This is a genomic window from Halobaculum gomorrense (genome assembly GCF_900129775.1).
Lineage (GTDB): Archaea > Halobacteriota > Halobacteria > Halobacteriales > Haloferacaceae > Halobaculum > Halobaculum gomorrense.
Map to the genome: position 1 here is coordinate 598,968 of NZ_FQWV01000001.1, position 24,745 is coordinate 623,712.

The window sequence follows — 24,745 nt, forward strand, 5'->3', positions numbered from 1 at the left end:
ACTACTTCTCGATGATCGATTCTTCGACCGCCTCACCGAAGTGGCGGGCCACGTCCTCGTAGTAGACGAGCACCTCGTCGCCCTCCGCGAGATCGGTGACCGCCGTTCGGCCCTCGGTCGTCGCGACCTTCACCGTCTCGGCGTTCTGGATGAGCGTCTCGATGCGGTCGACATCGCCGTCGTCGGTCTCGATCTCCGCTTGCACGCGGAACATCGGGCGCTTCTCGATCTTTACGCGACCGACGACGGCCTCGCGTGTCTTCCCGTCGGTATCGAGCACCTGTACCTCGTCGCCCGAGCGGAGTTCGCTCAGGTACTTCGTGCCGCCGTCGGGCGTGCGGACGTACGCGTGGACCGCGCCGGCGTTGACGCGGAACGGCCGGGAGGCGACGTACGGCGAGTCGGCCGTCTCGGCGTGGACGAAGAACAGCCCCCGCGACATCGACCCCACGAGCATCCCCTCGTCGTGGTCCATCATCGTCCCGGTGTCGACGCAAACGCGGTCGGCAGAGCCGGTTCGTTCGACGGCCGTGACCGTCGCGGCGGTGAGATCCAGCGTCTCGCGGTCGGCCTCGTCTCTGACCTCCACGGTCTTGCGGATCTCGTCGGGGTCGTCCGTGTCGAGCAGGACGCCCTCGGCGCCGAGTTCGAGCGTCTCGAAGGCGGTGCGCGCCTCTTCGGCGGTCGTCGCGCCGGCCACGAGCATCGTGTCGTCGCCGATGCGGGCGATGAGGTTCTCCAGCGGGATGATCTGCCAGTTCTCGCTGGCGACGATCACGAACTCGGCGTCGCGGGCGGCCGCCTCCGCGAACGACTCGTAGTCCTCGTCGAAGATGCGGATGAACGCGCCCTGCGCGCGGTTGTCGCCGCGGCGCAGCGTCGACAGGTCCGCGGAGCCTGAGAAGTCCGAGGGGAGCTCGACCGTCCCGTCGCCCTCGCCGTCCTTGCCGACGATGTAGGCGTCGGCAACCGCCTCCTCGCCGTCGTCGGACTCAGCGTCGCCGATCACGTCCACGTCGGCGTCCGAGCGGAACGCCGCGACGTTCACGTCGCCCAACTCGCGCACCTTCGCCACGTCGCGCTCGTCGACGAGCACCCAGTCGACGCCGGCCTCCAGGCCGGCGGTGATCCGTCGCCGTCGCGCGTCCCAGTCGCCGACGCCGTCGTCGGCGCGGATCCAGACGGACCGCGTTCGTGTCATTACCGGACGCACTCGCGGCCGGCGCTTTAATATGGCGGATACGGAGACGGCTGCGACGCTGTGACGGCGAGGCCGATATCGGGACCGCGACGCCGACGTGGGAAGCGGACCGCCGGTGTCGGACCCGCGATGCGTGACGCCGGGACGGATCCCGGCACGGGCGAAACGACGTTGTCCCCGGACGCACAGGCGCCGGTAATGGCGATCCTGTTCGACCTCGACGACACCCTGTGTACGGACGACGGAGACCCGGCCGAGACGCTCGCGGCGGCGTTCGACCGCGCCGGCGTCGAGCGGTTCTGCGACGCCGAGACGTTCGTGTCGACGTGGACCGAGGTCGGCAACGTCGACAGCGACGTCGAGTTCTACCGCGAACAGCTCCGGATCGTCGCGGAGCGGACCGGCGGCGACGCCGCCGCGCCCGACCCCGACTCGCCCGCGCTGGACGCCGTGGCGCGCGCCTACGACGAGGCGCGCGACCACACGGCGGTGTCGTTCGTCCCCGGCGCCGAGGCGGCCCTGGAGGCGGCGGTCGCATCCGGGCGGCCCGTCGGGCTGGTCACGAACGGGAGCCGGGAGACGCAGACGACGAAGCTTGAGGCGCTCGGCATCCGCGACCGCTTCGACGCGTGCGTGTTCGGGGAGCCGGGACGTCCCGTGAAACCGGACCCGGAGCCGTTCGAGCGGGCGCTCGCGGCGCTGGACGCGGACCCGACTGACGCGATCAAGGTGGGGGACCGCCTCGCCGTCGACGTCGCCGGCGCGAACGCGCTGGGTATCGAGAGCGTCTGGCGCCCGGCGACGGACGACGCGACGGTCGGGCCGGACGACCCGGAGCCCGACCACCGGATCGACTCGATGGCCGAGTTCGCGTCGCTGATCTGAGACCGAGTCGCGGCCGGAACGGAAACCCGGGGGACCGCCTCCCCCCTACAGTCCCGACGCGGAGAGCGCGTCCTCGGCGTCGGCATCGTCGTGGACCACGCCGGACACCGCCCGCGTCATGGCCTCGGGGTCGTCGTGCTGGAAGATGGTGCGGCCCATCGAGACGCCGGCGGCGCCGGCGTCCATCGCGCCGCGGACGTCGCGCAGCGTCTGGAGGTCGCCCGAGGGCGACCCGCCGGCGATGATCACCGGCAGGCGCGTCGACTCGCAGACGTGCTCGAAGCTGGCGGCGTCGCCGGAGTACGCCGTCTTCACCACGTCGGCGCCGCACTCCTCGGCCAGCCGGACCGCGTGGCCGAGGTACTCGGCGTCGTGTTCGGGGTCCTCGCCCTCCAGGTTGGCGCCGCGAGCGTACGCCATCGCGAGCACGGGGACGCCGTAGTCGCCGGCCTCCTCGCACAGCTCCGAGAGGAACGTCATCTGCCCTGGCTCGTAGTCGGAGCCGACGTTGATGTGCATCGAGACGGCGTCGGCGCCCGCGCGGATCGCGCCCTTCACCGTCCCGGTGGGCCGTTTGTCGTTGCTCTCGGGGCCGACGGAGGTGGAGGCGTTCAGGTGGACGACGTAGCCCGCGCCGTTGAGGTTGTCGTGGACGCGCGGGGCGATCCCCTTCTGGGTCAGCACCGCGTCGGCGCCCCCGCGGGTGACGGCGTCGATGGTCCCCTCGATGTCCTTGAGGCCCTTCACGGCGCCGAGCGTGATGCCGTGGTCCATCGGGACCATGAGGATTCGGTCGTCCGTGGAGATGCGATCCAGTCGTGCGGCGAGTCCGGCGTGTTCCATTGGTGTGGTATGGCGTGATCGGGGGTAAATGGCTTGCGAACGACTCAGTCGGAAGTACCTTCGGGTGTCGGCGTCCGTCGCCCGTACCCCTCCAGGGCCCCCTCCTTCAGCTCGCGCGCCTTCGATTCGAGGCGATCGGCCGTCGCCTCCGTCGGTTCGTTCGACTCGTGTCCCTCGGCGACGATGTCGACGAGCGCCGAGCCGACGATGACGCCGTCGGCGCCCGCCTCGACCACCGTCGCGGCCTGCTCGCCCGAGGAGATGCCGAAGCCGACCGCCTTGGGCAGGTCGACGCCCTCCAGGCGCGCCAGCGACTCGGTCGTCCGGTCGGACACCGACGACGACGCGCCGGTGACGCCCAGCCGCGCCTGGACGTAGATGTAGCCCGAGGAGACGGCCACGAGCTTCTCCAGGCGGTCCTCGCCGGTCGTCGGCGCGACGATGGAGACCAGGTCGAGCCCGAACTCGTCGCACGCCTCCCGGAGCGCCCCCGCCTCCTCGGCCGGGAGGTCGGGAACCACGAACCCGGAGATGCCGACCGAGGCCGCCCTCTCGACGAACGGGCGGGGTCCCTGCTCGGACCCGAACTGGTAGATGAGGTTGTAGTACGTCATGCACACCAGCGGCACGTCCACGTCGAGGTCCGCGACGAACTCGAAGAAGCGCGTCGGCGTCATGCCCGCCTCCAGCGCGCGCACGACGGCGTTCTGGATCGTCGGCCCCTCCGCGATGGGCTCGGAGAAGGGGAGGCCCAGTTCGATCACGTCGGCGCCGCCCTCGGCGAGCGCCTCGACGTACGCCAGCGACGACTCGTAGTCCGGATCGCCCACCGCGAGGTACGGGACGAACGCCGGCCCGTCGGCGAACGCGGCGGCGAGGGGATCCGACCCGCCGGCGTCGCTCATCGCAGTCCCCCGTTGAACATCGACATGTCCGGCGCGTTCGACACGTCGCGTTTGGCGGTCTCCTCGATGGCGGTGTCGAGGTCCTTGTCGCCGCGCCCGGAGACGTTGATCACCGTCACGTCGCCCAGTTCGTCGTGGTGTTCGTGGAGGTAGCCGAACGCGTGGGCCGTCTCCAGCGCGGGGATGATCCCCTCCTCCTGGGAGAGGCGGTGGAACCCCTCGATCGCGGCGTCGTCGTCGACGTTCACCGGCGTCACGCGATCCTCGTCGACGAGGTGCGCGAGCTCCGGTCCGACCCCGGCGTAGTCCAGCCCCGAGGAGACGGAGTGGCTCTCGACGATCTGGCCGTCGCCGTCCTGCAGGAGCTTCGTGCGCGCGCCGTGGAGCACGCCCTCCGTCCCGGTCGACAGCGACGCGGAGTTCGGGGCGACGCCCTCCGTCTCGTCGACCGCCAGCGAGGAACCGCCCGCCTCGACGGCCAGCAGCTCGACGGACTCGTCGTCGACGAAGTGGTGGAACGACCCCATCGTGTTCGAGCCGCCGCCGGCGCAGGCGACGACCGAGTCGGGCAGCCCGCCCGTCCGGTCGACGACCTGCTCGCGCGCCTCTTCGGATATCAGCGCCTGGAAGTCACGCACCATCTTCGGGAACGGGTGCGGGCCGACGACCGAGCCGATGACGTAGTGGGTGTCCTCGACGTTCGTCGCCCAGTCGCGCATCGTCTCGGAGATCGCCTCCTTCAGCGTCCCCCGGCCCGTCGTCACCGGGGTGACCGCCGAGCCGTTGATCTTCATCCGGAAGACGTTCGGCCGCTGGCGGTTGATGTCGCGCTCGCCCATGTACACCTCGCAGGGCATGTCGAGGTGGGCGGCCGCCATCGCCGTCGCGGTGCCGTGCTGACCGGCGCCGGTCTCGGCGATGATGCGCTCTTTGCCCATGTACGTCGCGAGCAGCACCTGTCCGAGCGCGTTGTTCAGCTTGTGTGCGCCGCCGTGGAGCAGGTCCTCGCGCTTGAGGTACACCTCGGTGTCGTAGCGCTCGGAGAGCCGGTCGGCGCGCTGGAGCGGCGTGGGGCGGCCGCCGAAGTCGCGGATGCGCCGACGGAACTCGTCCACGAAGCCGTCCTCGTTGTTGAGGACGTACCGCTCGTAGGCGTCGGTCAGTTCCTCGATAGCTGGCATCAGCGCCTCGGGGACGTACTGGCCGCCGTAGCGTCCGAACTTCCCGTCGCCGGCCGGGACCCACTCCCCGTCGCCGTCGCCCCCGCTCCGATCGCCGCTGGCAGCGTCACTGCTCATACCTCCTCCTCCGTTTCCGCGGCCGTAAAGCGCCGGGTATTGGCAGAGACGTCGCCGCCGGTCCCGGCCGCGTCGTCGCCCTCGGCGTCCATGATCGCCGAGCCGATGAGCAGGGCGTCGGCGCCTGCCTCGCGCATCCGCCGCGCGTCCGCCGGCATCGCGATCCCCGACTCCGCGATCAGCGTCACCCGGTCGGGAACCTCGGGCGCGAGCGACTCGAACGTCGAGAGGTCGACCTCCAGTTTCCCCAGGTCGCGGTTGTTGACGCCGATCAGATCCGCGCCCGCAGCCAACGCCGCCGCGAGTTCCTCGCGCGTGTGGACCTCGACGAGCGGCTGGAACCCGCGGTCGCGGGCCGCCTCGACAAGCTCCGCGAGGTCGTCGTCGACGAAGCGCGCGATGAGCAGCACCACGTCGGCCTCGACGGCGTCGAGTTGGTCCTCGCGCACGAGGAAGTCCTTCCGGAGGACCGGCACGTCCACTGCCTCGCGAACCCGCTCGAGGCTCTCCACGGAGCCGTCGAAGTGATCCGGTTCGGTCAGCACCGACAGCGCCGCGGCGCCGCCCTCGACCATCGACTCCGCCAGCGCGACGGGATCGTCGCGACGCGCGCCGTCGGTCGTCGGGCTCGTCGGCTTCACCTCCGCGATCACCGGGACGCGCCCGTCGGCCTCCGCGGCCGCGAACGCTTCTGGCAGCGACCGCGCCTCGACGGATACGCGCTCGTCGCCGCCGGACCGCTCGCTCGCGGCCTCGAGGATCGAGCGCACCGCCGGCGCGAGGTCCTTCGATCGTGTGTTCATCTATGTACATCGGTGGTCTCTTTCGTACAAAAGTGTTGCGTCGACCGGGCGTCCCCGGGACGACTGCCCCCGCCGACGCCGCCAATCCGGGCCGCACGCGACGACCGCGACGGACGGGATTGAAGCGTCGTCGTCACGTCCGGTCGAGTATGACGGCCACACTCGGCGGCGGCCCGGGCGACACCGGCGTGTTCGGACGCCGCTTCGACGCGATCGATCGGGCGGTCGAGCTCGGAACCGCGAGCGGGCGGCTCATCTCCGTCTCCTTCCCCGAGGCGCTTCCGTCGGACGCCGACGGCGAGCACGCGCTGTTGGACCGGCTCCACGAGTACCTCGGCGGGGCCGAGGACGACTTCGCGGACGTCGCGGTCGCGATCACGGTCCCGACCGACCAGCGGTCGGTGTTGGAGTCCGTTCGAAACGTCCCGTACGGCGAGTCGGTCGACCTCGCGCGCGTGGCGAAGATGACGGCGGGACTCGACCACGAGGACGAGAGCGATCTCCAGACGGCCCGGCAGGCGCTTCGTGCGAACCCGGTGCCGATCGTCGTTCCGGATCACCGCGTCCGGCGCGCGGAGGGAGCGACGCCGGAGCCGGTGGCCGGTCGACTCAGGGAGATCGAGTCGCTTTGACTCCGCTGCGAACGGCGGCGCAGCGAGCCGGACGGCCGAGGGCAGCGAGCCGGACGGCCGAGGGCAGCGAGCCGGACGGCCGAGGGCAGCGGGCAGTCACGGGCGCCAGTGGAGCGGGGGGAATCGGGAGTCACGACCGACGCGCGCCTACCGCTCTGCGTAGTCGGGCTGTTCCACGTCGGCCTGCTCGTATCCCGCCTCCTGCCACGCGGTGAAGCCGCCCTCGAGGTGCGCGACGTTCGCGTAGCCCATCTCCTGTAGCGCCTTCGCGGCGAGCGCCGAGCGGCCGCCCTCGTTGCAGTACAGGACGAACCGGCGGTTCGTCTCGAAGTAGTCGCGGTAGTACGCCGTCTCGGGGTCCGCCCAGAACTCCAGCATCCCGCGCGGGGCGTGCGTGTCGCCGGGGATCGCGCCCTCGATCCACCGCTCACGCACGTCGCGCACGTCGAGGAACTTCGTCTCCGCGGGGCCGTCGTGTCCGTCCTCGTCGGCTCCGGCGCCGTCGACGGCGTCGTTCTCCTGTGCGGCCCACTCCTCGCGAGCCTCCTCGACGGTCAGCACCGCCACGTCGGCTTCGGCCTCGGCGGCCATGTCCCACGCGTGCTTGGTAACGTCGCCCATGGGTCGAGGAGAGCGAGCGCGGGACAAAGAGCTACCGGCGGGCGCCGAGGGCGTCGGCGTCGAACTCGTGGGCGACGAGCGTGAGCGCGTTCACGAGGTAGTGAGCGACGACCACCAGCAGGAAGCTCCCGGTGTGCACGAACGCGGCCGCGAGCACGAACCCGAGCGCGCCGGTGGCGACGACGCCCGCGCGTCCCTGCACGCCGTGCCCGAGCGCGAACGCGACCGACGAGCCGGCCGCCAGCAGCCACGGAGAGACGGCGACCCCGGTCGCGGCCGCGCCCGCGGCGAAGGCGCCTACGAGGACGGCACGAAAGAGGAACTCCTCGAACAGCGCGACCGTCGGCAGCACGGCGACGAGCAGGATCGCCCACCCGCCGAGCGTGTCGGGCGCGAGCGCGCCGCGGAGCGCCTCATTCACTTCCACGCCGGCCCGCTCGGCGACTTGACCGCCTGCCTCGCTGGCGAGCCACAGTGCGACGCCGAGGCCGACGCCCGAGACCAGATCCAAGAGCGTCGCCACGGGGACGAGCCCGAGCGCCGCGGCCGGCACGTCGGCCCACACCGCGGCGGCGATGAGAGCCGCGCCGAAGACGCCCTGTGAGAGCGCCACGTTCGCCAGCAGCGCGCCCGCCGACAGCGACGCCTCTCGCTCGGCGGCGGCGACGGGACTCCGCTCGGGCGTCGAGAGCGACCGCTCGGCGTCGGGTTCGGTCGCCGGGTGGAACGGGAGCCTTGTCGCTGGCCCGGGGTCCTCCGGCGCGGGGGTTGAGCCGTCGCCGGAGTCGGTGCCGTCGCGGGTCGACGGCTCGCCGGTCGGTTCGAATCGGGCCTCGGAGAGTCGCGCGAGACCCAAGAGGAGAAGCAGAACGACGCTCGCCAGCCCCGCGAACGCCGTCCAGCGCGTCACGCCGGGTCGCTACTGCGGGCTGGGGCTGGTCGGTCCGTGGCCGGCGCCCTCGCCGGTCTTCTCCAGCGCCGAGCCGGTGATGCTCTTGAGGCGGTCGACGAGCGAGTCCTTCTCGGGCTCGCCCTCCAGCGCGATGTCGAGCACCTCGGAGATGTGCTCGACGGGAATGATCTCCACCATCTCCTTGTACTCGTCTTCGATCATCACGTCCTGCTCGTTCGCCTTCGGGATGATGACCCGGTCGCAGCCGGACTTGGCGGCCGCCTCGATCTTGTGGGTGACGCCGCCGACCGGGAGCACGTCTCCCCGGACCGACAGCGAGCCCGTCATCGCGAGGTTCTGGTCGACGCCGACGTTCTCCAGCGCGGAGATGACGGCGGTGGCGACCGTGATGGACGCCGAATCGCCGTCGACGCCCTGCTGGCCCGTCTGGACGAACTGGATGTGAATGTCCTTCTCGGTGATGTCCTCGTCGGAGAACTTCTTGATGATCGCCGAGACGTTCTGGACGGCCTCCTCGGCCATCTCCTGCAGCTGCCCGGTGGCGATCACCTGGCCGGGCCCCTGCGAGGGCGTGACCTCGGCCATGACCGGAAGCATGATGCCCGAGTCCTCGCCCATGACGGCGAGCCCGTTCACGCGGCCGACCTGGTAGCCGTCGGCGACCTGCAGCTCGTAGTCCTTGCGGCGCTCGATGTAGTCGTCGGCGAGCTGCTGTTCGATCGAGCGGCTACGGCCCTTCGCCTGGAGCACGTGGTCGCGGGTGACGATGTCGGCGTCCTCGCCGCGGGCGATGTCGCCCGAGACGCGGACGAGCCCACCGAGGTTCCGTAGCTCAAGGGTGAGGTGGCCCTTCCGGCCGGCGCGACGGCGCGCGGTGAGGATGACCTCCTCGATGGCCTCCTCGCTGAACGCGGGCAGCCGCCCGTCCTTCGCGATCTCCTGGGCCACGAAGCGAGCGTACTTGCGGCGCATCTCGGGGGTGTCCTCGATGGTGTCGTCCATGTACACCTCATAGCCGTACCCCTTGATGCGCGAGCGCAGCGCAGGGTGCATGTTCTCCATCGCGTCGAGGTTCCCCGCTGCGATCATGATGAAGTCCGTCGGCACCGGCTCCGTCTGGACCATCGCGCCCGAGGAGCGCTCGGACTGGCCGGTGATGGAGAACTCGCCTTCCTGGATCGCGGTCATCAGCTTCTGCTGAGAGCGGATGTCGAGGGTGTTGATCTCGTCGACGAAGAGGACGCCCTTGTTCGCCTTGTGGATGGCGCCGGCCTCGACACGGTCGTGGCTCGGCGTCTCCATCCCGCCGGACTGGAACGGGTCGTGGCGTACGTCGCCCAGCAGCGCGCCTGCGTGGGCGCCGGTGGCGTCCTCGAAGGGCGCCGACTTCTCGTCGGCGTTGTTGACGAGGAGGTTCGGGATCATCGAGTCGGAGCCCCGCGAGCCGTAGCGGAACGCGAGGTAGATGATCCCGGCCGCGAGGATACCCAGCAGCACGTTGCTCACGACGAGCAGCGAGTAGCCGAGCACCACCGCGATGATGATCCACATGAGGAACGAGCGCATCTGGTTGCGCTTCCTGGCCTCCTCCTTGTGGGCCTCGACGATCTGCTCGCCCTTGCCTGCCGGCACCGTCCGGACTTTGGGGTTGTTGCCGTCGTCGGGGTTGTGGTAGACGAGCACGTCCTGCAGCTCCTCTTTCGGGAGCAGCTCGGACATCGCCTTCGCGAGCATCGACTTACCCGTGCCGGGCGAGCCGATCATCATCACGTGGCGACGCTGCTTGGCCGCCTTCATCACTACGTCGCGGGCATGCTCCTGTCCGATCACCTGGTCGACGAGTCGGTCGGGGACCTCGATGTCGTCGGTCGAGTCGATCTTGAGGCCGCCGAGCAAGTGGTCCTCGGCGATCTCCTCGTCGATCTCGGCGTCGATCTCGACGTCGCTCCCGAGGTCGTCGATGTCGGCCTCCTGATCGGAGGGATCGTTGGAGGCGCCAACCGACCGGCCGCCGGTCGTACCGCCGACCCCGCCGGAACCGGGATCGTCGCCCGCGGGGGCGTCGTCCGGATCCAGGACATCGCCGCCGTCTCGGCTGTCGTTTCGGTCGTTGCTCATAGAATCGTCGCTACTGAAACGGAGGGTCTGTCGATTCATATACTTTCTCCCCCCGTGAGTCATCCGTGCCAGAGCGAGAACTGTCGGGAGCGCTCGCGAGGCATCGGTTTGGGTACCTCCGGGGGACTCGCCGGGCTTATAAACTCGCCGCGAATTACGTGCACGTATGCGGGGGTTCTACATCGGGCGGTTCCAGCCTTACCACAACGGCCACCACCACATGGTCGAGGAGATAGCCGACGAGGTCGACGAGCTCGTCCTCGGTATCGGGTCGGCGGGCGACTCCCACACCCGGCGAAATCCCTTCACCGCCGGCGAGCGTGTCATGATGGTGACGAAGGCGCTGGCAGACCTGGACCTGACCACCTACGTCGTCCCCATCGAAGACCTGGAGCGCAACTCCGTGTGGGTGAGCCACGTGCAGTCGATGTCTCCGAAGTTCGACGTGGCTTACTCCAACAACCCGCTCGTCGTCCGCCTGTTCGAGGAGGCGGGCGTCGAGGTTCGCTCGTCGCCGATGTTCCGCCGCGAGGTGCTCGAAGGGAGCGAGCTCCGCCAGCGGATGATCCGCGGCGACGGCTGGAAGCGCCTCGTCCCCGACGAGGTCGCCGAGACCATCACTGAGATCGACGGCGTCAGCCGCATCCGACAGGTGGCGTCCTCCGACGCCAACGGCGCCGACCGCGGCGTCGACGGCGACGACGCCACCGAAACGGAGAGCGCCCTTCCCGAGAGCGGCCCCGACGGCTCAACCGTCGACCGGGCGTGATCCGCCGATGTTGACCCTCGCCTCCGACTTCGGCTCGCCGTACCCCGCCGCGATGAAGGGCGTGCTCCGCTCGCACGGCGTCGTCGACCTGGTCGATGTTGCCCACGACCTGCCGCGAAACGACCCCCGCGCGGCAGCCTTCTGGCTCCGGTTCGTCCTCCCCGAGTTCCCGCCCGGCGTCCACCTCGTCGTCGTCGACCCCGGCGTCGGCACCGACCGCGCGGCGATCTGCGTCCGTGCCGGCGATCACGCGCTCGTCGGCCCCGACAACGGCTGTCTCCTCCCGCCCGCTCGCGCGCTGGCGGCGAGCGGCGAGGAAGACGACGGCGGCGACGCCGCCGATATCGAGGTGTTCGCCGTCGACGACGCCGACCCCCGGTCCAGTACGTTCCACGGTCGGGACGTGTTCGCGCCCGCGGCCGCCCGCGTCCACGAGGCCGGCGTCGACGCGATCGAGTCGCTCGACGGCTTCGCCCGCGTCGACGGCTACGACGACTACGAGATCCCGAGCGCGTGGGTCGAAGCGGAGACGGCCGCCGGCGAGGTGCTCGTCGTCGACGACTTCGGCAACGCGGTCACGAACGTCCCGGGAAGCTTCCTCGACGGGCGCGTCGGCGAGACGATCGCCGTCGAGACGGCCGCCGGCGTCCGTCAGGTGCCCGTCGTCGAGACGTTCGCGGACGTGGCGAAACACGATCCGCTGGTCACCGTCGGCAGTCACGGCTACATCGAGTGCGACGTGAACCAGGGTCGCGGCGACGAGGCGTTTGAGCTGGCGCCCGGGCGGGCGGTGACGCTCTCGTTCGAGGAGGCAGTCGCGGCCGCGGTGCCGACCGCCTGATGGCCGGACCGACCGCGGCCGTGGCGACCGGTCTGGTCGTCTCTGCGGCCGCCGCCGTCGCCGCGATGAACCTCGTCGGCCTGCTCGCGTTCGCCGTCGCCGGCGCGCTCAAGGGCGCCGACGCCGGGCTGGACTCCTTTGGCGTCGCGACGCTCGGCGTGCTGACGGCGCTCGGCGGCGGAACGATCCGCGACGTGCTGGTCGGGCGCGTGCCCGCCGCGCTGCGCTCGACCGGGGACGTGCTGGTGGTGCTTGCGGGCGTCGGCGTCGGCCTCGCGGTCGCGGCGGCGCTGTCGGACGCGGCGGGTCGCGTCCGCGACCACCCCGCCTTCCTCGCGGCCGACGCGGTCGGTCTCGCCGCCTTCGCCGCCTCCGGCGCCGCCGTCGGCACGGAGGCGGGACTGTCGGCGTTCGGCGTCGTCGTCACGGCGACGCTCACCGGGGTGGGCGGCGGGAGCCTCTCGGACCTGCTGCTCGCGCGGATCCCGGTCGTGCTCCGGGAGGACTTCTACGCGACGCCCGCCCTCGCGGGCGGCGTCGCCCACGTCGCCGCCGGGGCGGCCGGCGTGCGGGGAGCGACCGCGACGCTCGGGGTCGCACTCGGCGTGTTCCTCCTCCGGGCGCTCGCGGTGGGGCGCGGGTGGTCGCTGCCGAACGTCTGACCCGGCGATCGAGGCCAGGCGGGCGGTCGCTCCAGACGGGCGGCCCGCCGTCACTCGCGTTCGGCCGCGACCCGTCCGAGCAAGTCCTCGGTGGTGAGCAGGAGGTTGTAGCTCACGGTGACGGCGACGCCGGCGGCGAACAGCGCGGGCGGCTCGGGCAGCCGGCCGTCAACGACGGTCACCACCGCGTGGACCACCAGCACTGTGCCGGTCGTGGCGAGCACGTGGACCGTCGAGACGATCGCGAGGGACCGATCGCCCCGCTCGGTCTCGACGAACAGCCCCTCGAACGCGACCGCCGCGAGGAGCGCGAACCCCGCGACTGCGCCGCCGACGAACGCGCTCGCGCCGACGACGCCGGGGACGCCGACGGCGTGAACGACGACCGCGCCGCTCCCCCACGTCGCCAGCGAGAAGCCGTACGCCTCCGACTCGGCGGCGAGGTTGCGCGCGAGCCGCGAGGACGGGCCGTCGGGGGTCATCCGGCCGCGTCGTCGAGGATCTCCTCGACCGGTTCGACCTCCTCCACAAGTGCCTCCCGCTCGAAGTACAGCAGTTCGACGCCGACGACGAAGGCCGCCAGCGCGACGACGGTGTAGAAGGTGCCCGGCTGCGTCGTGTAGAGGTGCCACGTCATGAGCGGGAGGAAGGCTCCGGCGCCGACGGCTCCGACCGCCGGCGGGACGGGATGGACGGCGTCGGCGTCGCGGTGGCGGAACGCGAGCGTGCTCATCGCGGCGAAGACGACGATGAACGCGATCGACGCGAAGTTCGTGATCGCGCCGAGCGTTCCGACCGCAGTCAGGACGGCCGTGATCGCGCCCAGTGCAAGCAGCGTCCGCTCGGGGACGCCGTCGGCGTCAGCGTCGCCGACGCGGTCGGGAAGCAGGTCCTTCGAGAGCAGGCCCTTCGCGAAGTGGCCCGTCGAGAACAGCGTCGCGTTGACCGCGCTCCCGGTCGAGAACAGCGCCGACAGCGACATGACAACCGCCCCGACCCCGGCGAGCCCGACGACGCCCGCGATCTTCGCAGCGGCGTCCGTCAGGGCGGTGTGCGGATGGTTCTGGAGGGCGACCGGAGCGAGGTTGTACGTGGCGACGGCGACGATCACGTAGACGAACACCGCGACGGGGATCGAGACCAGAACGGCCGTCCGGGTCGTCTCGATGGGGTCGCGCATGTTCCCCTGGTCGTAAAAGAGGAGCTGCCACCCCTGAAACGCGACGAACGAGACGCCGGCGGCCATCACCGGCCCGAACGACGTGATCCCGGCGATCCCGTACCGGGCGGGGTCGGGCGAGACGAGGTAGACGTAGGCGATCCCGCCGAGGCCGAAGGCGACCAGGATCGCGACCTTCGCGGCGACGAGGGCGTTCTCTGCCTGACCGGTCACGCGCGACCCGAGCAGGATCAGCCCCGTGAACCCCGCCACCGCGAGCATGGACACGACCGGGCGAAGCGGCAGTCCGACCGCGGACTCGGGGACCACCGGGAGCGCGACCGCGAACTCGCCGAAGGCGAACGCGTACATCGCCATCGAGCCGATGTAGCCGAACAACAGCGTCCAGCCGGTCATTCCCGCGAGCGTCGTGTTGCCGGTGAAACACTGGACGAACGTCACCGACCCGCCGTTCTGGTCGGCGATCGAGTTGAGGACCGTATAGGAGTAGCCCGCACACAGGGCGACGACCCCCGCGAGGAGGAACGCGGCCCACGTCGTCGCCCCCGCGATCGTCGTCACGACCCCGAGGACGGCGTAGATCCCGCCCCCGATCATGCCGCCTAGTGCCATCGAGACGCCCTCAACGACGCCGAACGATCTGTCGTCGGTCACGGCGGACAGTGTTCGGTTCGAGCACTAAACTCACACGGCCGCCCCCGCGGGCGTCCCCGGTCTGAGTCGCCCGGCCGGCGACGAACCGACTCGTCCGGCCGGCGACGAACCGCCCGCCCGTCGATCGCGTCGCTCAGTTCGCCGCGATCACGTCGTCGATCCGGAGGATCATCGTCGCCGCCTCGGTGGCCGACTCCAGCGCCTCGCGCTTGACCGCCACGGGATCGACGACGTGCTCGTCACGGGGGTCGGTGATCGCGACTGACGGACCGTCGATCACGATGCCGGCGACGCCCTCGCTGTCGTGGTGCGCGCGGAGGTCGACCAGTGCGTCGATGGGGTCGAGCCCGGCGTTCTCCGCGAGGGTGCGCGGAACGGCGTCGACCGCGTCGGCGAACGCCTCGACCGCGAGCGCCTTGCGGCCGGTGACCGCGTTTGCGCCCGAGCGGAGCCGGTCGGCGATCGCGACCTCGACGGCGCCGGCGCCCGGAACGATCTCGCCGTCCTCGTGGGCGGCGACCACGACGCCGAGGGCGTCGTCGACGGCGCGCTCGGTCTCGTCGACCACGTGGTCGGTTGAGCCGCGCACGTACAGCGTCACGGTCCGGGAGTCGTCGTTCCCCTCGACGAAGGTCACGTCGTCGCCGGCGTGCTTCTCGACGCGGATCGAGGCGGCGGTGCCGAGGTCGCTCGCCTCGATGTCGTCGATGGTCCCGAGGCGACGCGCGCCGGTCGAGCGGGCGAACGCGCGCGCCTCCGACGCCTTCACGTTCGAGAACGCGAGGATGCCCGCGTCCGCGAGGTACGCGGCGACGGGGTCGGATATCTTCTTCGAGCAGAACACCACGTCGACGCCGGCTGCCGAGAGCGTCTCGGCGATGGTGCGGCGTTCGGCGTCCTCCGCCGAGAGCGCGGCGTCGAGCTGGTCGACGGAGGTGATCGTGTACTCGGTGTCGACCTCGCCCGAGCGGACGTCGAGTTTCGTGTCCAACACCGCGACGGTCGCCTCCTCGACGCTTCGGGGCATGTTGTCGTTGGCGGGCTCCTCCTCGAAGACGACGCCGCGGACGAGCTCCGCCGCGGCCGCGGAGGCGCCGGTGCGGGTGAACACCCGGATGTCGTCGCGGTTGACGCGGCGGTCGTCGTCGTCGGCCACCTGGAGGACCGCGTCGACGACGATGCCCGCGAGGACGCCGGTCGCGATGTCGCCGGTCCCCTTCCCGGTCATCGCGGACTCCGCGACCGTCAAGAGCGCCTCGCGGTCGACTTCGCCTCCGACCAGCATACCGTCGACGGCGTCGAGCGCGAGCCGGAGCGCCTCGTGGTAGCCCTCGACCACGGCGGTCGCGTGCACGTCGTCGTCGAGGAGGTCCTCGGCGCGCGCGAGCAGCTCGCCCGCCAGCACCGCCGCCGTCGTCGTACCGTCGCCCACCTCGGCCTCCTGGGACTCGGCGACCTCGACGAGCATCTGCGCGGCGGGGTGCTCGATGTCCATCTCCTTCAGGATGGTCGCGCCGTCGTTCGTGACGACGACCCCGCCCGAGGAGTCGACGAGCATCTTGTCCATGCCGCGCGGCCCGAGCGTCGTTCGGACCGCGTTGGCGACCGCGCGGCCGGCGGCGACGTTGGAGCGTCTGGCGTCGGCGCCGCTTGTTCGCTGGGTCGACTCGGCGAGAACGTAGAGGGGTTGCTGCATGTAGCTCATGGAGTGATCACCCAGTAGGATGGTTGCGGTTCTTTATGAACATATCGTAGTGGGTCGGTGTGGAAACTACTGTAATTCGCCGGGAGAGTACCTCTCACGGCTGTCGACGGCTGCGGCAGCGTCCGTTTTCATTCCGGCGCGGCATGCCGCCCGTTCGACGCCGCCGCGGCCGGCGCGCGGAGACTGCAACACTCAAGTTGAGAGCGTCGTTGGGGGAGGATAGATGCTGGAACTGGAGCACGGGTTCCGCGTGGTCGACGTGCACGCCCGCCTCGACCCTGACGACGGGGCGGTCGTCGCCTCCCGCGGGCGCGACATCTCACCCGAGCGGCTCCAGCGCGAGATGCACCAGGCGGGCGTCGTGCAGTCGGCGGTCGCGCCGGGGCCGCGGCCGGCGGGCGAGGGGTACCTCCGCGCGAACAACGCCGTCGCGCGCCTCTCGGTCGACCGCCCGTTCCGCGCGATGGCCCGCCTGGACGGTCCCCGCGATCCGCGCGACACCGCCGTCGCTCGGCTGCGCAACTTCGCGGCGGCCCCGGACGACCACCACACCGACCCGGGCGACGTGGAGCAGTACGCCTACGACAGCCGGCTCCACGGCTTCGTGCTCGACCCGGTGCACGACGGCCTGCCGACGGAGGCCACGCTCGACCAGATCGCGGCCGCCGGCGAGCCCGTCCTCGTCCACGCCGGACGCGGCTATCCTCCGGCTGCCGTCGCCGAGACGGTGCTGTCGGACGACTTCCCGGTCATCCTCTCGTCGTTCGGCGGCTACCCCCTCGACCGGGCGCTGATGGACGAGGCGCTGGAGCTGCTGGACTCCTACGACGACCTGTACCTCGACACCGCGTTCGTGCGCTTTCGCGACGTGCTCGAACGGGGGCTGCTGGAACACCCCGACCGCGTGCTGTTCGGCTCGGGTGCGCCGGATACGCACCCGGACGTGGGCGTGATGGAGGTGCTCACTCTCGACGTGCCGGAAGATCTGCTCGATCGCGCGCTCTCGAAGAACGCTGCGCGTGTCATCGAGGCGCTGGCGCCCGGGGAACACGCCTGAATCGGAACCGCCGGATCCGCGCCGCCCCGCCGCTCGCTACGTCCGTCGGTCGTACCGCGCGACCGCGCGGTCGGCCCGGGCGGAGATGCCGTTGGGATTCCGCTTCGGCGACCGATCTCTGGTGCGCGCGACGAGCCCATCCGAAGCGCCGCTGGCGATCCCCGTGAGCACGTCGCGGCCGTTGCGGGTCCACGTCGTCGGCGTCGCGTCGCCCCCGAGCACGTCGCGGAAGGCGCCCGCGGCGTCGCCGGCGGCGTGGCGGAGCGTCCGCCGGGCCACCGACGGCCGGACTCCGTAGTTTTTCGCAAGCCGGTAGGCCAGCGCGCGGTACTTCCAGCCCAGGTCGCGGCTCTCGATCCCCCCGTCGGTCGCCTCCGACCGCCGCCGTGCGGCTGCGTCCGCGCGCCACGACACGTCGACGCCCATCCCGGCGAGCCGGTGGGCGGCGTCGCGGGCGCCGCCCGTGCGGAGGTACTCGTCGAACCCGTCCAGGTCCTCCAGTACGGCTCGCGCGAAAACGACGTTGCGACCGTTGAAGTACGACACCTCGCGGTCGACGATGCGCCGGCGCTCCAGCCCGTCGCTGGTCGCGCCGCCGCGCACCGTCCGTCGCAGCGGGCCGGTGACGACCGACGCGCCCTCCGCGAACGCGTCCTCGACCGCCTCGCGCCAGCCGGGCTCCAACTCGTGGTCGTAGCCGACGAAGGCGACCGCGTCGCCATCGGCGACCTCGATGCCCGCGTTGCGAGCGACGTTCACGTTGCGCGCCGCGATCTCGACGAGAACGTCCACGTCGTCGCGGTCGCGCACCATCCCAGTCGTCCCGTCGGCGGAGGGGCCGTTCACGACGAGTACCTCCGCGTCCGGCGCGGCGACCGCCAGCGCATCGAGGCTGGCCGCCAGCCGGTCCCGCCCGTTCAGGGTCGGGACGACCACCGAGAGCTCCATACCCCAGGGTAGGAAGTCTGTGACTTAAAAGGGGGGATTCCGATCGGAAACGGGTCGAGACCGGGTCGTCGCCAGCGATCGCGGCTGACGACCGGCTCAGGTAGCAGCTGCCTACCGATTCAGGTAGTAGACCTGCTTGCGCGCGTCCTTGAACGAGTAGCGCGAGCCCACGAGCCCCTGGTCCTCCAAGCGATTGAGGGCGTAGCGGACGGTGCGGTCGGGAAGCAGCGACTCCTCGGCCAGCTGGCCCTGCGAGAGCGGGGCGTCGCTCTCGAGAACCTTGGCCACGAGCTTCGCGCTCGGAGGCAGGTCGCTCAGGAGGTCGCGATATTCGGTGTCGGTGAGCGCGTCTGCGGCATCGGGGTCCGCGGTACTGGTGCTCATACCTCTCTGGAGCCCGAGGGTGCTGGTAAAGGTTGCCTCAATACAAGTCCAACCCCTGCATATCCCTTATACGTATTATATTACTCGGCGACCTCCGTCGATCTCGGCGGTCCTCGGGTGGTCTGTCGGGCGATCCGGGACGCCGAAGCCGTTCTTCGGGCCGGGCGAACGACCAAGTGACCGGCGGGCGAGGAGTCCCTCGTGATACCCGAGTCCCACCGCGACATCTTCGAGTCGGAAGCGTTCGCACACCTCTCGACGGTGATGCCCGACGGAACGCCGCAGGTCACCCCGGTGTGGGTGGACCACGAGAACGGCGAGTACGTGCTCGTGAACACCGCCCGCGGGCGGCGCAAGGAGCGCAACATCCGGCGGAATCCGAAGGTCGGCCTCTCGGTCACCGACCCCGACGACCCGTACCGCTACGTGTCGGTCATGGGGGAGGCCGAACTCGACGAGGAGGGGGCCGTCGAGCACATCGACAAGCTGGCGCGGCGCTACTTCGACGCCGACGAGTACCCCCACCACGGCGAGGAGTCCGGGGCGCGCGTCATCGTCCGGATCCCCACCGAGAAGATCGTCACCAGCGGGTGAGCAACCCGGGCGACGGCGTGCCCGCCGCCGGGCTATCAGTATCGTTTTACCGCTCGCCCGAGCAGTCGGGGGTAGTGTGAAGGGCCAGGAGTGGTACCAGGCCGACTCGGTCGCGGAGGAGTACGACGACAAGCGGTTCTCGAAGGGCGGCCGACTCATCGACCGCCGCGAGAAGCGTGCCGTGCTCGAAGCGCTCGCGCCGGTCGAGGACGAGCGCGTGCTCGAGATCGCCTGCGGCACCGGACGGTTCACCGTGATGCTCGCCGAGCGGGGCGCCGACATCGTCGGCCTCGACATCTCCGACGCGATGCTCGCGCAGGGGCGCGAAAAGGCCCGGCGGGCGGGGCTGGCGTCGACCGTCGAGTTCATGCGCGGCGACGCCGCGCGCCTGCCGTTCCCGGACGACCACTTCGACGCCGTGTTCGCGATGCGCTTTTTCCACCTCGCGGACACGCCCGCGAAGTTCCTCGCGGAAATGGCCCGGGTCTCGAAGGATGTCGTCTTCTTCGACACCTTCCGCGGCTCCTCGATGCGGGTGCTATACAACTGGGCGCTCCCGATGGGCTCTCGGCTGTACGCCCGCACCGAGGTCGAGCGGCTTATCGACGGCGCCGGCCTGCGCCTGCGCAGCGACGATCACGACTTCGTGTTCCCGTACGGCTTCTACCGCGAGGTCCCCAACAGCGTCGCCGACCCGTTCTGGTCGCTCGATCAGGCGATCGGCTCGAACGTGGTCGGCGAGAAGCTCTCGTCGGTCTCTTACTGGACGGCCGAGGTCTGAGACTCGGACGGTCGAAGGCGCTGTCGCCAGCGCCCGAGTAACACAGCGATCGCCGAGACGGTGACGGCGGCAGCGATCAACCACGACCAAGACGGCGACGCCGTCGCTCGTCGATCTTCTCGAAAAACGGGGTAATGCGCCGTCAGACGTCGTCGTCGATGACCTCGCCGACGGCGAAGTTGGACTTCACTTCGCTGATCTCGATTTTCACGCGTTCGCCGACCTCAGTGTCGGGGACGATGATCACGTACCCGCGTTCGACGCGGGCGATCCCGTCGCCCTGTTTCCCGAGGTCCTCGATCTCGACGTATCGGATCTCGCCGCGCTCGACCGGCGGCTGCGGGCCGTCGGTGGTCGCGGTCGATCCGGTTGCGGCGGCACCGGACCCCTCCTTATCGACCGCGTCGCGCTCGATGAGCGCGACGCGGTACACGTCGCCGAGGTCGATCGATCCGGCGTCGACCTCGCGCTTCGGAATCTCGATCGTGTAACGGTCGCCGTCCTCGCGGACTTCGGCACTGAACAGACAGATGAGTTCGTCGGAGATTTCCACGGAGATATCCCTCCACCGGCACGTTCGGGCGATGTGACATATACCTACCGCCGCACGGGGTCGACCCGCGCCGCTCCCGTCACGCGGGGGGATCGTCGTCGGGGGCGCCGGTCTGCTCGACTCGACCGTCGATCCGGTTGCCGTCGGGGCGCTTGGCGCCTTCGGAGTCGTGAACGACGACTTCGCCTGGCCCCGTCGGCGTCGGCTCGTAGGCGTCGCGGACGCCGATTGCCTCCTCCAGCTCGCGAACCGCGCGCCTCTTCAGTGCGGCCGCCAGCGACTCAGCGTCCGCGCGGTCGATGTTGCGACCGAGCCCCTCGCACTCGTGGGCGCGCACCGCGCCCTCGGGGTCGCCGGGATCATCGGCGCTCGATGGGCCCTTCAGCCCGATGCTGTCGACCACCTCCCCCATCGGCTGACTCGTGCCGTCGAGGTCGACCGAGAACGGGTACGTCTCGCAGATGAGCGGTCGGTCCTCGTGGACGGCGCACGCGCCGAGTCCGTCCTCGCCCTCCTCGTAGAACACGCAGTCGCCGCAGGCGTCGGTCTGTAGCGCCCACTCGAACGTCTCGCCCTCCGGTCCGTCCTCGCCCTCGGTCAGCCCGTAGGGCACCGGACGCGCCATATCGCGCCAGTCGCGGGCGTCGGCGTCTCCGGAACCGCCCGTCTCCGGGCGGTCGCCGCCGTCTCTCCCGTCGCTGCCGTCGCCGCCGTTGCCCCCGTCGGCGTCGCCCGCCGCGGACGCCGCCCGAAGCCGGCGCACCTCGTCGGGGAAGACGGTCGCGGTGTGGGGGTCGTCGGCCTCGCTCTTGCAGCAGGCGCCACAGCGGGTGCACTCGAAGCCGATCGCCTCGACGGCGTCGGCCAACTCTCTCACGTCGAGCGCGCGGGCGCGCTCCAGTTCGGCTTCGAGTGACTGCACGGGCGGGCGTGGGTGCCTCACGCACAAAACGGCGTCGGGGCCGCCTCGGACGTGCGCGGCGCTCCGACGGAGCGGAACTCTCGATCGGTCCCCGGAGTTCCGGTCCCCTCCGGAGGCCTCTGGATCGGTCGCGACGGGTCTTAGCGACATTTATGTGTTTTCCTCGCGTTGACACGACCATGTCGGCCGCATCCGACCGGTCACCCGAGGACGTGCGCACGCCCGACCCACGCTTTGCCGCCCCCTCCGGCCTCCGAGCCGCGGTGGTTCGCCACGACGGCGAGCCGGATCGCTGCACGCTGTACCCCGACGACGCCGCCGACGCCGACCTCGTGACGACGTGGCTCTCGGTCAACGCCGACTGCCTGGTGGAACTCCACGACGTCCGCTGACGGCGTGCCGTGGATCCGGCATGGGGATGAGGTGCCTCCCGGCAGCCCTCGCCGACGGGCCCCGAGCCGGGTCACCGGTCGGTGACGCCAACCGACCCGTCCGTCGGGTCCCAGTGCACGCGACCCGCTCGGGCCAGTTTCTCGACGTGCGCCCGAACCGTCGCGCGCGCCAGATCCCACACCCCCGTGAGGTCCTTCTCGTAGGCGCGGTCGAGTATCGCGTCGAGGTCGTCGGCGCCCGCCTCGACCGCCGCGAGAACCGTCCGTTCGCGGTCGAGGCGGTGGTCGACCAGCCGGGCGGACACCGCTTTGGGATCGTCAATCCGGGGGCCGTGTCCAGGGAACAGCGCCGGCGGATCGCGCGCGTGGAGCCGGCGGAGCGTCGTCAGGTACGCGCGCATGTCGCCCTCGGGCGCCGCGACGACGACGCTCCCCTCGGCGACGGCCACGTCGCCGCAGACGACGCCGTTGCCGGTCTCGAAGCCGACGCCGTCGGGGGCGTGGCCGGGGAGGTCGAGGACGGTCGCGGGGCCGACGCGGTCGCCGGGTCCGAAGCTTCGGTCGGGCTCGACGCCGGTCGCGTCGGCGAACCGGTCCTCGTACCCCCGGCGCGCCCACACGGCCGCGCCCGTCTCGGCGGCGTAGTCAGCGACCGCGCCGACGTGGTCCGGGTGCGCGTGCGTGACGGCGACGTGGTCGGCCACCTTCTCGCGGACGACGGTGTCCAGCGTGTCGGTTCTGGCCGCCGGGTCGACGAGCAGCGTCTCGTCGGTCCCGACGACGTAGGCGTTCGTCGTCCCGCCGGGCGCGCGGGTGTCGACGGGGACCGAGAAGCGGTCGACGTGGGTGTCGGCGTCGGGCGCGCGGTCGCCGCCGTCGGCCGAACCTCGCATCAGTCGGCGCTCCGCGGCGCCGGCGCGCCGGGGTACTCCGCGTCGGCGTCGACGCCGGGGACGCCGGCGTCGGCGAAGCGCGTCAGGTCGACGCTCGCTCCCGCCACGTCGGCGGCCTCGGCGGCGCTCGCGTACGGACGGTTCACCACCAGGTCGCCCGCGGTCCCCGTCCCGATACCGGGGATGGCCGTCAGCTCGTCCATCGAGGCGCCGTTGAGGTCCAGCGGGTACGGGACGCCCGTCACCGAGCGGTACCCCCAGTCGACGACCGCAATGTCGATCGCGCGGCCGAGGTCGTGCTCGCCGGGGACCCCGACGAGGATCGGGTAGGTACCGAGCTGTCGGCCGAAGGTGGTGCCGTCCTCGTGGTACTCCAGGTACACGTCCGGAAGGACGGTCCCGGTCGGCATCACGCGCTCCAGCATCGGGCGGTCGACCGTCTCGCGGACCTCCCGCTTGTACCGCTGGAACTCCTTTTTGTGCTCGCGCGCGAGTTCGGCGCCCGTCTCGGCCATCTCGGTGCCCTCGAACGCCATCACTTGTCTGACGTTCACCCGGCGCAGCATGAGCCCCTCGTCCATCACCGAGTCGAGGAACGCCTTGTTGTGCTCGAACGTCTCGCTGGTCTCGCCCTCCAGCCCGTGGACGAGGTTGATACCGGGCAGGAGCTTCGGGAGCCGCCGCGGGGCCGAGTCGCCGAAGCTGGGGGAGTCCGCGGGGTCCTCGCCGGGGCGCCAGCCCGCGGCCTCGTTGACGACGCGTACGGCCTCCAGGCACTCCTCGGCGCTGACGAGGAGGTTGTTTTTTTCTCTGACCTCGGGGTCGGCCGATTCGAGCCCGAACGCCGCCGTGTCGCCGGGCGTGTTGTGCCGGGCGATCACCTCGATGGCCTCCCGCGACGCCTCCGGGTAGTCGGTGATCGTCACGGGGTTCATGTTGTCGAGGTGGAGCGTGCGCAGATCAGGAGCCACCTCGCGGATGCCGCCGTACAGCTGCCGGAGCGCGTCGGGGTTCGGCGCCTCGCCGTCGCCGCCGAACGCGAGGATGTCGGCCTGCCGGCCGAGCCGGAAGTGCCGGACGCCGTGGTCCGAGAGGGCGTCGACCTCCGAGACCACGTCGGGCGCGGTCCGGAAGTCGGGGTCGCCGTACAGCGGCTCCGTGCAGAACGAACACCGGTACGCGCACCCGCGCGAGGTCTCCAGTTCGGCGATAAGGTAGTCGGGGTGGTTCGGGTGCTGCTCGACGACGAACGCGCCCATGCTCGACCACCGGGACACCTCGTCGTAGTCGCGGATGCGGTTGCCGAAGCCCTCCAGCCCGCTCTCGACGATGTCGAAGGCGGCCGCCTCCACGTCGCCCATGGCGACGAAGTCGTAGTCGAGGTCGTCGCGCTCCATCTCTTGGGCGCCCGCGTTCTCCTCGCCGACGCCGAAGCGGACCGGCCCGCCCAGCAGGGTGACGCCGTCGGCCGTCCACGCGAGTTCGCGCACCTCGTCGGGCTCGGCCGGGGTGCCGCCGACGTACTTGCCGGGGACGGTCATCCCGCCGACGTAGATCATGAGGTCGGCGTCGGCCACGTCGCCCCACTTGCGTCGGTCGTCGCGGAGCTCGTCGATGGTGTGGTAGGTGACGTTGGACTCGGGGACGCCCGCGTCGACGAGCGCGCCCGCGGTGAAGCGGGGGTACGTCGAGATGTACGGTGGGACGCCGAAGTGCGCCGGCTCGTCCACGTAGCCGTCGACGATGGTGACGGAGCAGTCGGTCGGGTCCGGCGCGGTCATACCAGTCGATGGCGGGCCGAGCGACTAAACGCGTGCGGTCCGGAACCGGACGCTCGCGCGCGCCCCGGAGTCCGGGGTCGTCGCGTTCGCTCGCGGGGCGGTCACCGGCTCACGTCACCGCCGGCGCGGCTCACCAGCCGCCGCGCGTCGGCGTCGCGTGGTCGCCGCGGTCGCGCTCGTCGCTCCCGGCGGCCACCTCTTCGATGCCGCCAACGAGCGCCGCCTCCTCGTAGGTGAGGCCGTCCCCGCCCTCGAGTATGTCGAGGAGGTCGTCGGCCGTCTTGGGCGGCTCTGCGACGGTCGCCGCGGTCTCGCGGCGCTCGGTTCGGTCGGCCTCCCGTCGGGCCTCCTGTTCCCGCTCGTGCTCCCGCCGTCTCGTGCGCATTGTGTGCACCTCACAAGGAATCGAG

General features: G+C 70.9%; 27 protein-coding genes. 9 read left to right on the forward strand and 18 right to left on the reverse strand.

The window, feature by feature from the left end; genetic code table 11:
* Position 1 precedes the first annotated feature (1 nt).
* Positions 2 to 1,201, reverse strand: a complete 1,200-nt coding sequence (locus tag BUE16_RS03000; RefSeq protein ID WP_073306903.1) for a 3-dehydroquinate synthase II — start codon at positions 1,199 to 1,201, stop codon at positions 2 to 4.
* A gap of 198 nt (positions 1,202 to 1,399) precedes the next feature.
* Here BUE16_RS03000 and BUE16_RS03005 point away from each other — a divergent pair, with 198 nt between their 5' ends.
* Positions 1,400 to 2,086 (forward strand): HAD family hydrolase, encoded by a 687-nt coding sequence (locus BUE16_RS03005; RefSeq protein WP_073306904.1) that lies wholly within the window; start codon positions 1,400 to 1,402, stop codon positions 2,084 to 2,086.
* A gap of 45 nt (positions 2,087 to 2,131) precedes the next feature.
* Here BUE16_RS03005 and BUE16_RS03010 read toward each other — a convergent pair whose 3' ends face one another.
* From BUE16_RS03010 to trpC, 4 genes are read right to left on the reverse strand one after another with little or no spacing between them, the layout of a single operon-like run.
* A complete protein-coding gene (locus BUE16_RS03010; protein ID WP_073306905.1) occupies positions 2,132 to 2,929 on the reverse strand; it encodes a 2-amino-3,7-dideoxy-D-threo-hept-6-ulosonate synthase in 798 nt (265 codons plus the stop codon).
* 44 nt (positions 2,930 to 2,973) lie between these two features.
* On the reverse strand, positions 2,974 to 3,834 hold the full coding sequence (gene trpA, locus BUE16_RS03015; RefSeq protein WP_073306906.1) for a tryptophan synthase subunit alpha: 861 nt from the start codon (positions 3,832 to 3,834) through the stop codon (positions 2,974 to 2,976).
* Entirely contained in the window at positions 3,831 to 5,132 is a 1,302-nt protein-coding gene (gene trpB, locus BUE16_RS03020) for a tryptophan synthase subunit beta (protein ID WP_073306907.1), read from the reverse strand. Before trpB ends, trpA begins: the two co-directional genes overlap by 4 nt.
* Positions 5,129 to 5,935 (reverse strand): indole-3-glycerol phosphate synthase, encoded by an 807-nt coding sequence (gene trpC, locus BUE16_RS03025; protein WP_073306908.1) that lies wholly within the window; start codon positions 5,933 to 5,935, stop codon positions 5,129 to 5,131. Before trpC ends, trpB begins: the two co-directional genes overlap by 4 nt.
* A gap of 149 nt (positions 5,936 to 6,084) precedes the next feature.
* Between trpC and BUE16_RS03030 the strand changes: the two genes are divergently transcribed.
* On the forward strand, positions 6,085 to 6,567 hold the full coding sequence (locus BUE16_RS03030; protein ID WP_073306909.1) for an MGMT family protein: 483 nt from the start codon (positions 6,085 to 6,087) through the stop codon (positions 6,565 to 6,567).
* Between the two features lie 147 nt (positions 6,568 to 6,714).
* Here the strand turns inward: BUE16_RS03030 and BUE16_RS03035 are convergent, their stop codons facing one another.
* Genes BUE16_RS03035 through lonB form a run of 3 tightly spaced genes read right to left on the reverse strand, consistent with a single transcriptional unit; the run spans position 6,715 to position 10,219 of the window.
* The gene (locus BUE16_RS03035; protein WP_073306910.1) at positions 6,715 to 7,188 is read right to left on the reverse strand and encodes a rhodanese-like domain-containing protein; all 474 of its coding nucleotides are present in this window, start codon (positions 7,186 to 7,188) and stop codon (positions 6,715 to 6,717) included.
* A gap of 31 nt (positions 7,189 to 7,219) precedes the next feature.
* Complete coding sequence (locus BUE16_RS03040; RefSeq protein ID WP_073306911.1) at positions 7,220 to 8,098, reverse strand: CPBP family intramembrane glutamic endopeptidase; 879 nt, start codon at positions 8,096 to 8,098, stop codon at positions 7,220 to 7,222.
* Positions 8,099 to 8,107: 9 nt separating this feature from the next.
* Positions 8,108 to 10,219: an ATP-dependent protease LonB gene (lonB, locus tag BUE16_RS03045; RefSeq protein WP_073306912.1), complete on the reverse strand. Its 2,112-nt coding sequence runs from the start codon at positions 10,217 to 10,219 to the stop codon at positions 8,108 to 8,110.
* Between the two features lie 166 nt (positions 10,220 to 10,385).
* Between lonB and BUE16_RS03050 the strand changes: the two genes are divergently transcribed.
* Genes BUE16_RS03050 through BUE16_RS03060 form a run of 3 tightly spaced genes read left to right on the forward strand, consistent with a single transcriptional unit; the run spans position 10,386 to position 12,491 of the window.
* Entirely contained in the window at positions 10,386 to 10,988 is a 603-nt protein-coding gene (locus tag BUE16_RS03050; protein WP_073306913.1) for a nicotinamide-nucleotide adenylyltransferase, read from the forward strand.
* A 7-nt stretch (positions 10,989 to 10,995) separates the two neighbouring features.
* Entirely contained in the window at positions 10,996 to 11,829 is an 834-nt protein-coding gene (locus BUE16_RS03055) for an SAM hydrolase/SAM-dependent halogenase family protein (protein WP_073306914.1), read from the forward strand.
* Entirely contained in the window at positions 11,829 to 12,491 is a 663-nt protein-coding gene (locus tag BUE16_RS03060; RefSeq protein ID WP_073306915.1) for a trimeric intracellular cation channel family protein, read from the forward strand. Before BUE16_RS03055 ends, BUE16_RS03060 begins: the two co-directional genes overlap by 1 nt.
* Positions 12,492 to 12,541: 50 nt before the next feature.
* Here BUE16_RS03060 and BUE16_RS03065 read toward each other — a convergent pair whose 3' ends face one another.
* The 3 genes from BUE16_RS03065 to thsA form a co-directional block, all read right to left on the reverse strand.
* Positions 12,542 to 12,973 (reverse strand): hypothetical protein, encoded by a 432-nt coding sequence (locus BUE16_RS03065; protein ID WP_073306916.1) that lies wholly within the window; start codon positions 12,971 to 12,973, stop codon positions 12,542 to 12,544.
* The gene (locus BUE16_RS03070) at positions 12,970 to 14,325 is read right to left on the reverse strand and encodes an APC family permease (protein WP_073306917.1); all 1,356 of its coding nucleotides are present in this window, start codon (positions 14,323 to 14,325) and stop codon (positions 12,970 to 12,972) included. The genes BUE16_RS03065 and BUE16_RS03070 overlap by 4 nt, the downstream gene beginning before the upstream one ends.
* A gap of 133 nt (positions 14,326 to 14,458) precedes the next feature.
* Positions 14,459 to 16,021, reverse strand: coding sequence for a thermosome subunit alpha (gene thsA / locus BUE16_RS03075; protein WP_073307068.1), 1,563 nt, complete (start codon positions 16,019 to 16,021; stop codon positions 14,459 to 14,461).
* 232 nt (positions 16,022 to 16,253) lie between these two features.
* Here thsA and BUE16_RS03080 point away from each other — a divergent pair, with 232 nt between their 5' ends.
* Positions 16,254 to 17,087 (forward strand): amidohydrolase family protein, encoded by an 834-nt coding sequence (locus BUE16_RS03080; RefSeq protein ID WP_073306918.1) that lies wholly within the window; start codon positions 16,254 to 16,256, stop codon positions 17,085 to 17,087.
* 36 nt (positions 17,088 to 17,123) lie between these two features.
* Here the strand turns inward: BUE16_RS03080 and BUE16_RS03085 are convergent, their stop codons facing one another.
* Both BUE16_RS03085 and BUE16_RS03090 read right to left on the reverse strand, forming a co-directional pair.
* The gene (locus tag BUE16_RS03085) at positions 17,124 to 18,035 is read right to left on the reverse strand and encodes a glycosyltransferase family 2 protein (protein ID WP_073306919.1); all 912 of its coding nucleotides are present in this window, start codon (positions 18,033 to 18,035) and stop codon (positions 17,124 to 17,126) included.
* Between the two features lie 111 nt (positions 18,036 to 18,146).
* On the reverse strand, positions 18,147 to 18,419 hold the full coding sequence (locus tag BUE16_RS03090; protein ID WP_073306920.1) for a MarR family transcriptional regulator: 273 nt from the start codon (positions 18,417 to 18,419) through the stop codon (positions 18,147 to 18,149).
* Positions 18,420 to 18,620: 201 nt separating this feature from the next.
* On the opposite strand from BUE16_RS03090, the gene BUE16_RS03095 reads away from it, so the two are divergent.
* A complete protein-coding gene (locus BUE16_RS03095) occupies positions 18,621 to 19,013 on the forward strand; it encodes a PPOX class F420-dependent oxidoreductase (RefSeq protein WP_073306921.1) in 393 nt (130 codons plus the stop codon).
* A 76-nt stretch (positions 19,014 to 19,089) separates the two neighbouring features.
* A complete protein-coding gene (locus BUE16_RS03100; RefSeq protein WP_073306922.1) occupies positions 19,090 to 19,794 on the forward strand; it encodes a class I SAM-dependent methyltransferase in 705 nt (234 codons plus the stop codon).
* Between the two features lie 142 nt (positions 19,795 to 19,936).
* Here BUE16_RS03100 and BUE16_RS03105 read toward each other — a convergent pair whose 3' ends face one another.
* On the reverse strand, positions 19,937 to 20,347 hold the full coding sequence (locus tag BUE16_RS03105; protein ID WP_073306923.1) for a TRAM domain-containing protein: 411 nt from the start codon (positions 20,345 to 20,347) through the stop codon (positions 19,937 to 19,939).
* Between the two features lie 79 nt (positions 20,348 to 20,426).
* Positions 20,427 to 21,269, reverse strand: coding sequence for a YkgJ family cysteine cluster protein (locus tag BUE16_RS03110; RefSeq protein WP_073306924.1), 843 nt, complete (start codon positions 21,267 to 21,269; stop codon positions 20,427 to 20,429).
* Positions 21,270 to 21,448: 179 nt separating this feature from the next.
* Between BUE16_RS03110 and BUE16_RS03115 the strand changes: the two genes are divergently transcribed.
* Positions 21,449 to 21,661, forward strand: coding sequence for a DUF7511 domain-containing protein (locus BUE16_RS03115; protein WP_073306925.1), 213 nt, complete (start codon positions 21,449 to 21,451; stop codon positions 21,659 to 21,661).
* A 71-nt stretch (positions 21,662 to 21,732) separates the two neighbouring features.
* Here BUE16_RS03115 and BUE16_RS03120 read toward each other — a convergent pair whose 3' ends face one another.
* The 3 genes from BUE16_RS03120 to BUE16_RS03130 all read right to left on the reverse strand — a co-directional run bounded on the left by BUE16_RS03120 (position 21,733) and on the right by BUE16_RS03130 (position 24,720).
* Entirely contained in the window at positions 21,733 to 22,554 is an 822-nt protein-coding gene (locus BUE16_RS03120; protein WP_073306926.1) for an MBL fold metallo-hydrolase, read from the reverse strand.
* Positions 22,554 to 24,335: a radical SAM protein gene (locus BUE16_RS03125; protein ID WP_073306927.1), complete on the reverse strand. Its 1,782-nt coding sequence runs from the start codon at positions 24,333 to 24,335 to the stop codon at positions 22,554 to 22,556. Before BUE16_RS03125 ends, BUE16_RS03120 begins: the two co-directional genes overlap by 1 nt.
* Before the next feature lie 130 nt (positions 24,336 to 24,465).
* The gene (locus tag BUE16_RS03130) at positions 24,466 to 24,720 is read right to left on the reverse strand and encodes a hypothetical protein (RefSeq protein ID WP_073306928.1); all 255 of its coding nucleotides are present in this window, start codon (positions 24,718 to 24,720) and stop codon (positions 24,466 to 24,468) included.
* Positions 24,721 to 24,745: the final 25 nt, after the last annotated feature.